The organism is Cupriavidus campinensis (assembly GCF_905397395.1).
Lineage (GTDB): Bacteria > Pseudomonadota > Gammaproteobacteria > Burkholderiales > Burkholderiaceae > Cupriavidus > Cupriavidus campinensis.
Genome location: NZ_CAJPVH010000018.1, coordinates 87,500 through 99,209, shown reverse-complemented (window position 1 = coordinate 99,209; position 11,710 = coordinate 87,500). Strand labels below are relative to the sequence as shown.

At 65.9% G+C, this 11,710-nt stretch carries 10 protein-coding genes; 4 read left to right on the top strand and 6 right to left on the bottom strand.

What is annotated here, in order from left to right; genetic code table 11:
* Together KHO18_RS13060 and KHO18_RS13055 are read left to right on the top strand one after the other, a co-directional pair.
* Positions 1-2,502: Ig domain-containing protein (locus KHO18_RS13060; protein ID WP_244844767.1), on the top strand; the 2,502-nt coding region annotated here is incomplete at its 5' end.
* Between the two features lie 16 nt (positions 2,503-2,518).
* Entirely contained in the window at positions 2,519-4,021 is a 1,503-nt protein-coding gene (locus KHO18_RS13055; protein WP_211943327.1) for an SURF1 family protein, read from the top strand.
* Here the strand turns inward: KHO18_RS13055 and KHO18_RS13050 are convergent.
* The 3 genes from KHO18_RS13050 to KHO18_RS13040 form a co-directional block, all read right to left on the bottom strand.
* Positions 4,018-4,683, bottom strand: a complete 666-nt coding sequence (locus tag KHO18_RS13050) for a response regulator transcription factor (protein ID WP_144195287.1) — start codon at positions 4,681-4,683, stop codon at positions 4,018-4,020. The two genes, KHO18_RS13055 and KHO18_RS13050, sit on opposite strands and share 4 nt — an antisense overlap.
* Positions 4,680-5,411 carry a sensor histidine kinase gene (locus KHO18_RS13045; protein ID WP_186296733.1) on the bottom strand — a complete coding sequence of 244 codons (732 nt, stop codon included), beginning with the start codon at positions 5,409-5,411 and terminating at the stop codon, positions 4,680-4,682. Before KHO18_RS13045 ends, KHO18_RS13050 begins: the two co-directional genes overlap by 4 nt.
* 558 nt (positions 5,412-5,969) lie before the next feature.
* The gene (locus KHO18_RS13040; RefSeq protein ID WP_186296734.1) at positions 5,970-6,191 is read right to left on the bottom strand and encodes a hypothetical protein; all 222 of its coding nucleotides are present in this window, start codon (positions 6,189-6,191) and stop codon (positions 5,970-5,972) included.
* Here KHO18_RS13040 and KHO18_RS13035 point away from each other — a divergent pair.
* Both KHO18_RS13035 and KHO18_RS13030 read left to right on the top strand, forming a co-directional pair.
* Complete coding sequence (locus tag KHO18_RS13035; protein WP_144195291.1) at positions 6,190-8,319, top strand: eCIS core domain-containing protein; 2,130 nt, start codon at positions 6,190-6,192, stop codon at positions 8,317-8,319. The two genes, KHO18_RS13040 and KHO18_RS13035, sit on opposite strands and share 2 nt — an antisense overlap.
* 534 nt (positions 8,320-8,853) lie before the next feature.
* Positions 8,854-9,261 (top strand): hypothetical protein, encoded by a 408-nt coding sequence (locus KHO18_RS13030; RefSeq protein WP_144195293.1) that lies wholly within the window; start codon positions 8,854-8,856, stop codon positions 9,259-9,261.
* 196 nt (positions 9,262-9,457) lie between these two features.
* Here the strand turns inward: KHO18_RS13030 and KHO18_RS13025 are convergent, their stop codons facing one another.
* The 3 genes from KHO18_RS13025 to KHO18_RS13015 form a co-directional block, all read right to left on the bottom strand.
* Positions 9,458-9,712 (bottom strand): DUF1488 family protein, encoded by a 255-nt coding sequence (locus tag KHO18_RS13025; RefSeq protein ID WP_144196230.1) that lies wholly within the window; start codon positions 9,710-9,712, stop codon positions 9,458-9,460.
* A gap of 299 nt (positions 9,713-10,011) precedes the next feature.
* Positions 10,012-10,632, bottom strand: coding sequence for a TetR/AcrR family transcriptional regulator (locus tag KHO18_RS13020; RefSeq protein ID WP_211943326.1), 621 nt, complete (start codon positions 10,630-10,632; stop codon positions 10,012-10,014).
* 23 nt (positions 10,633-10,655) lie between these two features.
* Positions 10,656-11,708, bottom strand: coding sequence for an HlyD family secretion protein (locus tag KHO18_RS13015; RefSeq protein ID WP_211943325.1), 1,053 nt, complete (start codon positions 11,706-11,708; stop codon positions 10,656-10,658).
* Positions 11,709-11,710 lie beyond the last annotated feature (2 nt).

The following is an 11,710-nucleotide window of genomic DNA, read 5'->3' as shown; positions in this document are numbered from 1 at the left end:
ACGGCGGCGCTTCTGCTGCTCGGCAACGGCCTGCTGTGGCCCGCGCCCGCCGCCACCCCCGGCGCGCCTGCGGCGTCGCAGCCGTCGGCATCGGCACCGACATCGACATCGACATCGACATTGGCACCGGCATCGGCGTCCGCACCGGCCGCCATCCCGCCAGCGCCAAATCCGCCGGCATTGGCGTGCCCGGTGCAGCCGGGCAGGGCGGCGCCGGAGGCGTGCCTGGGCGACCCCGATCCGCTCGGCTTCGAGAAAACCGCCGTCACCGCGCTGCCGGCCGCCACCGTGGATGTGCCGTACCGCTACCGCTTCCAGGCTGTTGGCGGCGAGCCGCCCTATGCCTTCAGCGAGGTCGGCTCGGGGTTGCCCGCGGGCCTGGCGCTGGACGCTAACGGCAACGTGCAGGGCACGGCCACGGTGCGTGGACGGCGCACCTTCACTGTGGAACTGCGCGACCGCTGGGGGCAGGGCGTGCGCCAGCAGTTCGCGCTCAACGTGGCCGGGCCGCGCAGCGCGGCGCCGAAACCCGCATCCGCGCCGGCGATCCAGACCGTGCCGATCGACGCGACGCAGGCGCCGCTGCGCAGCCCAACATCGGTCGACGCCTGGCGGCTCACCGACGCCGTGCTCGAAAAGATTGCCCCACCCGCGCCGCCCGATGTGGCCGAGGGCGACGCCGAGGCCGTCGCACCCCCACCGGTGCCGGACGCCGACGGCCTTGACGAACTGAGCGAGGCCGGGGCGGCGCAACTCGCGCTGCTACTCCAGCCGCTGCGCAATGTCGAGTATCCGACCCGGGGCCTGTTCGCCGCCGCGCTAGACGCGCGGGTCTGCGCCCACGCGGCGGCCCTGACCGACCGTGTGGCGCTGGAAACCCGCCAGACCGCGCCAAGCGCCGACCAGTGGCGCCAGCGCTGCGCCACGGCGTGGCAGGGGCCGCCCCCCAAGGTGCCGCCGCAGTTGGTGGAAGCGCCCGTGAAGTGGCAGGACCTGCCGGCTACGCTGATGCCGCCGCGCGTACGCGCCTGGCTGATCGAGCAGGCCATGCAGCGCCATGACGCCGCAGTGTCCACGGCACCGGGCTGGTCGGGCACCGGATGCAACTGCCTGATCGCGGCCACGAGCGGCAAGGTCTATGGCGTGGTGCCGCACTGGAGCGACCCCGCGCACGGCCCGAAACTCGATTTCAGCCTTTACGAGCGGTTGCTCGCCTATGCGCAGCCGTTCGACGACGACGGCAACGTCACGCCGCTGCGGCCTGACGCCGGGCAACTGGCGTTCCTGCGCGCCGTGCACCGCTACGGCAGCAAGCTGGACGTCACCGTCTACCGCAAGGACTGGCAGTTCCTCGCGCGGCTGCCGGAGGACCAGCGCCGGCGCGTGGCCGAGCAGGTGGCCCGGCAGGCCATGCGCATGATCGACGTGCCGCTGAGCCATTACGCACGACGCTGGGAAGACCGCATCCCGGGGCTGGCCGCCGATCCCTATCTGGGCGACGGCATCACGCTGTTCCTCGACGCCGTGCCGCTGCCCGGCGACAGCCGCTATGCCGCGTTCGACGACTTCCGCCAGCGGCTGATCCAGACGCTGATCGCCGAGATGCGCAAGGGCCGCCGCCCGTACACGCTGAACCTGATGCTGCAGGCCGGCGACCTTGTGCCCGCCTTGCGCACGGCCGACGACGTGGCCGCCTCGGCGCCGGCTGCGGCAGCGCAGGCCGCACCGGTCCGTGCCAAGGCGGCGGCGGTGCCGCCAGCCACGCCACCGGCGGGTGCCACGTGGACCTTCGACCAACTGCTCGACACCCTGGTGCAGGCCGAGGACCCGCGCTTCGAGGATGGCCGCATCGTAACTGGGAACGAGGGCTACGTCAGCCGCACCAATGTGACCGTGCGCTACGTGGTGGCGCTGCCCGAGCCGACCGTGCAGAGCAAGAAGACGCTGCGCGAGGCGGTGGAGACCACGCCGGAGCTGGTTGGCACCAATCGCGCCATCGTGGTGCGGCGCATCGTGCCGATGGTTTCCGCCGGCGGTGCCGAACCCCGGCAGATGAACGATGACCTGGCCTACTTCAACGACAACTTCGGCGGCATCGCGCTGTGGCCCCAGCCGGTGGCAGATGCCGCCACCGGCGCGCTGCTCGCCAATGGCATCCGCGAGACCATCCTCGCTGGCGAGACGCGCGAGGGTGCGCTGTGCAACGTGGTATGCGACTGGCGCTGGGCCATGCGGGCCGCATTCTGGGTGGGGCTGACGGTGGCCCTGGTCTCGCTCGCGCTGTTCGTGGCGTCGTGCCGCGTGCGGGCGCTGGGGCGGCCATACCAGTTGTACCTCGTGGTGGCCGGCATCGTGCCGGCGGTGATTGGCGGGCTGCTGCTGCGCTGCGACCCGGACCTGTCCGCCTCGCAGATCAGTGGCCGCCTGTTGGCGGCGGTGCTGGTGGCGGTGTTCGCGGCGATGCTGTTGCCGCTGCTGAAGCCGCGCGTGCCCAAACCGTGACCGGAGAAACCCAAGCGTGAAAGTCCGACAACCGAGCCGTGACGGCCCCGACGCGCCGGCCCGCGACACGCGCCAGCCCGGCGGCGCCCTGCAGCGGCGCGTGGACGCCAGCGCCCGCATGGCTGCGCAGTCTTCGCGCGTGAGCCAGCTCCACGCCGCGCCAGGCACGCAGACGTTGAAGCCGCTGCCGTCGCCGGGCGCCGCCATGCCGCTGCAGGCCAAATGGGAATACGTCGACGTGGGCGGCAGGGAGCGGCGGTACAACCTGCGCGACAACGGCGACGGCACGCATACCCACGGCGCAACGGGAGAGGTCTACCACCATGTGGGCAACCGCATGCACTCCCAGCAGCCCGGGGTGCGGGTGCTGACGCCCGTGAACGCGCCCGTGCCGGCATCGGGCCCGGTGACGGCGGTGGCCCCGACCACAGCTCACGATCCCAAGAACGTACTGTTCGAGATCCTCGAGTCCGGCAAGGTTAATTACCTTGCCAACACGGCGGCGCATCGGCAGCAGTACGCGGGCAAGTACATCGAGATGAAGCCGGAGATGTTCTCGACCTTCAAGAACGCCGGCAAGCGCTACGGCAGCAGCAAGGTCATGGACCCGGTGACGCTGGCGCGCTACAGCTACGACGATGTGAAGAAGCTGTTCCATGAGTGGGACCCGGCCAAGGGCGACCGGCGTGGCCAGGCGGTCAGCACCGTGGCGCCAACACCGGGGGGCGTGAGCGCCAACCAGGCCCTGCTAGACCGGCTGGCCAAGGGCGAGCTGGTGGACCGTCGCCGCGCCGACCGCACCGGCGAGAACCTCTCGCCGTTCGACGTGGGCTCGTATGCGACCAACGTGGCGCTGAAGTCGGATTCCGGGCATTCGCGCAACTACCAGAACCTCAAGAACACGCCCGCCTGGCTTGCCGGGTCGGCGGTCAACCGAGACCACGCGCCGTCCGGCGAATCGCAAAACGTGCGCGGCGACCCCAGCGCGTACAACCAGGCCTTTGCCATCACCATCCCCAACCCCGAAATGCACCAGGTGCACAGCCCCACGTTTGGCACCGACAACTCGCACAAGAACGGGCTCGAGGACGACATGGAGGGCACCACGGACAAGCGCGTCGAGCTCGACGCGAAATACCCGGCGCTGGCCTTCTACCGCGATGCCCACTTCATGCTGACGCAGACCGAGGGGCAGGATTACTCGGCTTCGGCCAGCCATGCGTGGCTCGATCTTTCCAAGCCCAGAAATCGCGTGCGGCAAGTGGGCGGATACCGCAACCTGCATCGCCGCAACACCCAGATCCACAAGCGGCTCGGGGCCAAGCGCGGCTTCGACCCCGCCAGTCCGGCCTATGAATTCGCGGTGCAACCGCGCATCCACAAGAAGAAGTCCAAGAAGCAGACCCAGCGCCTGGGCATCTACAAGTACAGCAAGGTGCCGAAGAAGACGCAGGGTGCGCTGGCCGTGGAGCGCTACATCGAGCACCTGATCAAGACCGGCGAGGCCAATATGATCTAGGAACTGAGCCCTTCGCGCATGGCATAGCGCGTGAGTTCGGCAATGCTGCGGATGCCGAGCTTGCGGAATGTGTTCTCCCGGTGGCTGGCGATGGTCTTGTCGCTCAGGTAAAGCATCCGCGCGATCGACTTGGTGCTGTGCCCTTCGGCGAACAACTGCGCGACCTGGCGTTCGCGCGGCGTGAGCTGCGGCAGCCGCAGCGCAAGGGACGCGGCCCCATCCGTGTGCCGTGGCGTGCCCGGCGAACGGTAGGCGTGCAGCAGGCCGCCGATCAGCTCGCCGCTGAGGTAGACCTGGTTCGCCATGACGCGCCGTATGGCACGCGAAAGTTCCTCGAACGAGTTCTCCTTGAGCACATATCCCGAAGCACCGGCATCGAGCGCCGCCATGACTTCCTGGTGGCGATTGTTGATCGACAGGCACAGCATCTTGCAGGGCACCGCCTCCGCGGTGACGCGCCGGATGGCCTCCACGCCGTTCAGGATCGGCATACCGATGTCCAGCACCGCCACGTCCGGGCGCAGCGAACGCACGAGCTGCAGCAGCTCGACACCGTTGCGCGCCTGCGCCAGGACCTCGATATCATCCTCGCGCTGGAGCAGGGCGGCCAGCCCTTCGCGGATCATTGCATGGTCGTCCGCCACCACTACGCGGATCGTCATTGCCGCACCGCCTTGCCCGCCCAGCGCACTTCGGCGCGTACGCCGGCCCCGGGGCGCGTGTGCAGGTGCAGCGTGGCGCCTACGCCGCGCAAGGCGTCGGGCAGGGTGTGCAGGCCGTAGTGGCCTGGGGCCGGCGCTTGCAGGCACGCAGCGTCGAAGCCGGGGCCGTCGTCACGCACCGTCAGGAGCAGGCCGTCGCCTTCGCTGCCGTCCTGGCGTAAGGTGAGTTGCACGCGAGCGCCGGGTGCATGCTTGCAGGCGTTGCCGAGCAGCTCGCGCGCGGCGCGCAGCAGTTCGGCACAAACGCGCTGCGGCGGCGCGGGCGTGACCGGCGCGCAATCGGCCTCGATCGGCTGGCGCGCCAGCGCGCCGATCTCGGCGGCCAGCAGCAGGCATTGCGCATCGAGTGTGGGTTCCACCGGCGGGGCCGCGTCCACCAGGCCGCCAATCACGTCGCGTGTGGTACGCAGGGCGTCCTTGATCAGGTCACGGCCATGGCGCAGGGACAATTCGCGGAAGGCCGCGGCGTCGGGCGCCGATGCCTGCGCCATGTCGATCTGGATCAGCGCGTAGGAAAGCAGTTGGGCGAGGTCGTCGTGCAGTGCGCGGGCCAGCGCATGGCAATCGCCGCAGGCATGGCGCCGATGGCGCGCGGCTGGCGCGTTCCGTGCTGGCTGCGCGCGCGCGCTGTGACCTTGCGATGCTTTCGCCTGCGATGTCCTGCTCATGATGTCCCTGCCCCGAAAGTCCACGGCCAAGCGCCGGCGTAGCTCTGACATCGGCCATTTCGGTGGCCTGCAGCCGGTCGCTCTCATATGTCTGCCTCGCCGGCGTGGCGCCGCGGGGCGGTACGGTCCGTACTATAACCGTGGCAGCGGCGATGCCAATGGGAACAATTAGCGGTTTTACGAGCTATGTTATTTCTTTTAATTTAAGCGAGATGTTAGTGGAATTTAAGCTCGCCGACATGACAAGGCCCGCGCGGGGCGGGCCAATTCAAAGGTGGGACGGCTTGCGCCGGGGTGACAACACCCCGGCCCCGGCTCAGAACGGCGCGCCGGTCGAGCCGGTAGCGCGGCAGCAGCCGACCACCGCCGCGGGCAAGGAGGCCGACATCGATTTTCTGTTGAATTTTTCTCCGACATGCCGAACACTCACGCCATTCCCGTGTGGCGGCGGGCCCCAGTCGGAACAAGGTCAGAAACATAGACCAAATCGATGTCAAACGCACGCGTTCAGCGGAACAATGCCGGGCAGTCCCCCCCAATGGGTGGGGCGCGTTTGATTTAGACAACAACAAAAACGCCGACAAGCATAAAAATGTGACAGCGGCCGGCGTTCTTGCTTTCAGGGGAATTCTCAGTGGATCCATATCTGGGGGAGGTCAGGCTCTGCGCCTTTGCCTTTGCCATTGCCTTTGCGCCGAAGGACTGGGCTTTTTTCAATGGCGCCATCATGCCGAACCATCCGCCCCGGCCGTAGGCGGGCCGCACAAGGACGTTACCCATGCGCGAATCCCGGAAACTGGAACAAGCCGGTGCGGCCCCTCTCCGTGATGACAGGGACGCCGTCACGCCAGTTGGCGGCCTCAAGGACGCCGCCGTTCACGGCAGCCCACGTGCGGTACAACTGCGCGCCCGGCTTGGGGCCATTGGCGCCACCGGCCCTGACGGTGCGGATGGCGCATCGGCCGCCGCGCGGCGCAGCCGCACGGGGCTGCCCGACGCGCTGAAGGCCGGCATCGAACAGCTTTCCGGCATGTCGATGGACGCGGTGCGCGTGCACTACAATTCCGCGCAGCCGGCACAGCTCAACGCCCATGCCTATGCCCAGGGCCATGACATCCACCTCGGCCCGGGCCAGGAGCGCCACCTGCCGCACGAGGCGTGGCACATCGTGCAGCAGGCCCAGGGCCGCGTGCGCGCGACCATGCAGACGCACGGCGGCGTGCCGGTGAACAACGACGGTGTGCTCGAACGCGAGGCTGATGCGATGGGCCAGCGCGCCTTGTCCCACATGTACGCGCAGCGGCACGGACCAATGGTGCAGCTGGCCGCCCGGCCGGAGGCGGGGTTGCCGGTGCAGTGCGTGGGAGGACCGAAGTTCGGCCTGCAGCCACTTGGCAATGCAGATGACGCCATCGTCAAGGCTGGGATTGCGACGCTCAAGCACGTGCTCGACGCGTACAAGGCCGAAGTGCGCGGCGCCAAGCACCTGGCCGCCACCGAATTCAATGCCGGCGACAAGGCAGACGAAGGGCGCCAGACCGCCTACACCCAAGCGCTGCGCAACGCCGAAATCACGCCGCAAGGCTTGCGGGGGCGGCTACCCGGCGACTTCACGATGCAGGGCAACCTGATCGTCTTCCAGGGCCGGCAGGTTGCGCAGCTGCTGCACGGACAGGCGGCGTACGCGCAGACCGCGCCCGCGCTCAGCGCGCAGCATTCGGCGATCTACAAGCGCCATACGCTCGACGGCCCGGCTGGCAAGGACTACGTCATGCTCGGCGGCAATGCGGTCCGGCGTTTCGCGTATCGCGGCATCACGCCGCCGGAGCGCGAACAGTACAAGGCCGGCCAGGCACTGACGCCGCTGAACCGGGGTGCGGAGACCGAGGGCAAGACGGGGTTCAAGTTCAAGAGCCACGGCGAGGCAAAGCCCCGCAAGCACGATCCGGCCAACAACAAGCAAACCGATCTGGAATGGCTGAACGCCCATGCGCGAACCGCGCAGGGCACGGTGAGGAACGACCCGCACCTGCTCGCATTCCTGCAGACGCGCAAGGGCGTCAACAAGGCTTTCTCGGCCACATCGACGCCGAAGCACATCACCTCCAACCATGGCGCGGGATTCACCGAATACGGCAATATCCGCATCGACCTGGCCCAGGTGCCTGCGGCCAACGTGATGCACCACTACAACGCGCAGGGCTTTACGCCGGCGAGCGTCGCCCATGCCATGGGCGTGCCGGCGGGGCACAATCACTCGCTAGCCTGGGAGACGGCGCGCGCCAACGACTCGATCGCGCGCAACCGTGAACTGGTGTTGTCCTCAATTCCCAATGCGGCCGTGGCCGAGTTGCAGGATGTGCCCGAGCGCACCGCGTACGAAGCGCGATTCCGTGCCCTGTTCGGGCCGGCCTTCCATGCATCCTTCCTCGAACAGCTCGGTGACGAGGAACTGCCGGCGGTGGCTGCGCCGGCCGTACCCCAGGCACTGCCGTTCAAGGAGCGGCACTACACCAGTGACCAGGCCGACCGGGACAAGTGGTGGATCGACGCACGGGCCAGGGAACATGCGACAGCCGCGGTGGCAGAGGTGAGGGCGTATTGCGACGGCTATATCGCGCAGTACCAGGCGGCCTGGTCCGAGGCGTACCTGAATACCGCCTACGACCTCGTTACGAGTGACGACTGGCAGGCCGAGAATGGCGCACCGGGTTTTGGTCATACGGTGCCGGAGCCGGTGCCGCCGGTGCTAACGTATCGTGACATCATGGCGCCCGGCAGCGGCCGTGCGGCCGGAGAGGCCGCAGGCAGACAGGCCGGCGAGGCGGCCGGCACGCAGGCCGGCGGCGGCTACGCCGTGCCGAAGCAGACGGCAGCGGCATCCGGGAAGAAGAAAAAAGGGCGGTAGTGCGGGCGCGTCTGCGCAGGCTGCGGGACGCGCCGGGTGATCGGTCGTGAAACGTGTTGCGATATAGAGCGGAGTTGATTAAGAAGGAACCCGGTATTGGCTTGCAGCCCCGTAGCACGCATTTAACATAATACGCATTATACGATCACCATGTGTAGAGGCTAAACCAGAATGTCCGCTTCCAGCCAGATTCAAATGTCCGAGTCTTGCAAGGTACCCTGTACGGCCTCAGTCTGCCTGGGAGCCGCCATGCGACCCGACACGATCACCATGACGATGCGCCAACTGGATCGCCTCAAGGTCTTGCAGGCCTTGGCAGATGGACGCCTCACGACAGGTATCGCGGCAACGCGGTTGGCCTGAGCCCACATATTTGATGCCAGCCGATCCTGAGGCGAAATTCGACCAGCTTCTGCTCAAAAAGCCGCAACCGGAGTCGAATTGTACGAATGTTCCTCGCATGGCGTTCTACAGTAGGTTCATGCCGCAGTCGGCCGAAGCCCATCTGGTTGGCCCACCGCAAGGAGGAGAGCGATGTCCCAATATGAAGCGTTACGCGATCGATTCTTCCAGGCATCGACGCAAGAGAAGGATCACAGGGCCTTACTGCAAGCGGTCGCCCGGACCACAGGCGAGAAGCTCGCTGCATATTTGCAAGCGCCTCTCGAGGTTATATCGATCAAGCCCACTGGAGACCCCGGACCGAAAAGCTACGGCTTCAAATTCGTGATCACCTTCGGCGCAGGGGATTCCGTTGTGCACAGCGCCGAGGTGCCCGTCTTGATGACGCTCACCCGTCACGGCTTGCACGCGAAGGTTGCAGACGGCCATGACCAACACGTTGGCGACCCTGCCCACCCGGATTGGCATGAAGTGTTTTACGACGTACTCACCATGCTGGAAAAGGATTGCCAGGCCACGGAGAGACAATCTCAGATCTGAACTGTCGACGGAGCTGTCGCTCCCGTACGGTCAGCGGTGCCAGCCGCGGCGAGCGGGAGCTAGCGTCGCAACTGGCCACCATCGCGAGCTGACCCGGAGCTTCAAATGAATGGATGTGTGCGCAAACCGTCTAGCTCTCGTCGCACCGAGCGAGCTTCGGTTCGCTGCCGCTCCAGCAAACACGCGACCGCTTGCGCTAACTGATCTTGTACGAATTGCACGGTCCTGCCGTGTACACGTCCTTTGCGAGAAGCAATATTTTGTCTCGATGGCGGTCAAACGTGTCAAGCAACACAATCGCTTCCGAGCAAGAGACCTTGCTGTCAAGGCGTATGAGGACATCGTCGGAGACCTGAAACGCTACTTCACGAGCGTTGTCATAGCCCCAGAAACACACACAATGCCGCGCAGCATCATAGCTGCGGCTGGGGTTGGGGAAATTTAGCGCCATGGAGAACTCCTTGTAACGCAACACATCGGGCGTTCGGCGGCCGAAAGCAATGACACCGCTAGCCACCTTGAGTATGCGCCTGTTTGCATCGCGCAGTAGCTTTGCTTTTCCTTCACGGGGCGACGAACAAGCAAGAATGCGCGAAATCGCTGCTGTGGTTGTCCGTGCCGCCACCCGGGGTATTTGCTTTCTTGAGCAAGGACGTGCACCAGCGCGCGTGCGTCCAAACCTGATGAAGCACGGCAGCGCGCAATACGTACGGCTTGATACGCCCTTCTGCCGCGTGCTTCCGCTTCCCGCTATTCGTCTTGCGAGTCTGTCTGCGTGGCGTGCCAAAGGGCACCATCCCGCAATCCGTGAAGCGCGGCGGCAATCAGGTCACTCGAGGTCGGCGAATCATGCAGCAGCGTCGCGTTGCTGTAGGTCAGTTCCAGAATCAGGCCACCGAGCATTAACGGTGTGATGCGCTCGCTACCCTCTGGCAGGATCCTCATGGCCAATTTTCCCACGGCAATCCACTGCTCATGAAAAAGTTGGCGGTGACGCTTTCCTACCGCTTCGTCAGACCGGGCTTTCCGTGCCAGCTCCAACAACAGTAACGGTACATTCGGGTCCCTGGTCTTCGCGCGCGCCCAGTCGCAAATCGCCTTGATCGCCGATTCCGGGTCGGAGACGGACTCAAGCGCCTGCGCGAGTGCGCGGGAATCTTCCTTGGCAACCTCCTCCAGGAGCTCGAAGAAGATCTCTTCCTTGCTTTCGAAGTTCGAGTAGAACGCTCCTTTGCTGAAGCCGGCTTCCTCAGCGATACGGTCGATCGACGCGCCGGCCATGCCCAGTCGCGCGAACACATTCCGTGCCGAAGCGATGAGCTTCTCACGCGTGAGCGCCTTGCTTTCTTCCCTCGACATTCGTGCTGCCATGCCCTTCTGCCCCCCCGTTACGTTCAGATGTGTTCAGGTCCACCATTATCCACATTGACCGTCGGGACCACGGACATTCCAACCTTCAGGCGGCCAGCGTCACGTTGACCGGCATCGAGCTTGATCTTCACCGTCAGCCTCTGCACGACCTTCGTAAAGTTTCCCGTTGCGTTACTGGGCGCGATGGGAGAGAAGCTGAGGCCGGTGGCTGGCGCCACGCTGTCGACATGCCCCGTCAAGCGCACGCCGGGCAGCGTGTCCACCTTGATGTCCACCTTTTGGCCGGCCTTGATTCGCGTCAACTGCGTCTCCCGGAAATGCGCCTCGATATAGGCAGACTGAAGGGGAACCAGTGCAAGCAGGGGCCTGGCTATGTTGACGTACTGCCCGATGCGAACGTCGCGTTGTCCGACTGTGCCGTCGATCGGCGCGATGATGCGGGTATAGGACAGCTGTAGCTCCGCAGCTTCCACCGCGGACTTGGCAGCGGCAGTCTCCGCCGCTGCCTGCTCGCGGCGTGCCGTAAGGACAGTGTGCTCGCGCCTGGCCGCGCCGAGCGCTGCCTCATCACGGACGACTGACGCTCCCTGTATTTGCAGTTGCGCCGTCGCAGTCTGGCGTTCCTGTATGGTCCCCGATCCATCCGCGGCAAGGTTTTCGTAGCGCCTTGCATTGGCTTGTGCGAGCTTGAGCGAAGCCTGGTCCGCATCGACCGTTGCCTTGGCCTGCTCGACCACCTTTTCATGCTGCCGGATTTGGGCATCCAGTACGCTTTGGGCGGCGGTTGCGGCGTCCAGGCGCGCGTTGGCTGCATGAAGCGCTACCCGATACTCGCGATCGTCGATGGTCGCCAACAGGTCTCCTGCACGAACTGACTGGTTGTCCTCGACCAGAATGGTCTGCACAACGCCCGCAACGCGTGGCGAAACCAGCGTGGAGTCGGCGGCGACATACGCATCATCGGTAATCTGACGCGTGGCGGCGCCTTCGTCGGCGTACAGATGGTAGCCGGCGGCAGCGATGGCGACCGCCACAACAGCCGCGCTGCCGACTTTAAGAGAAAGAGGAAGAGACATGA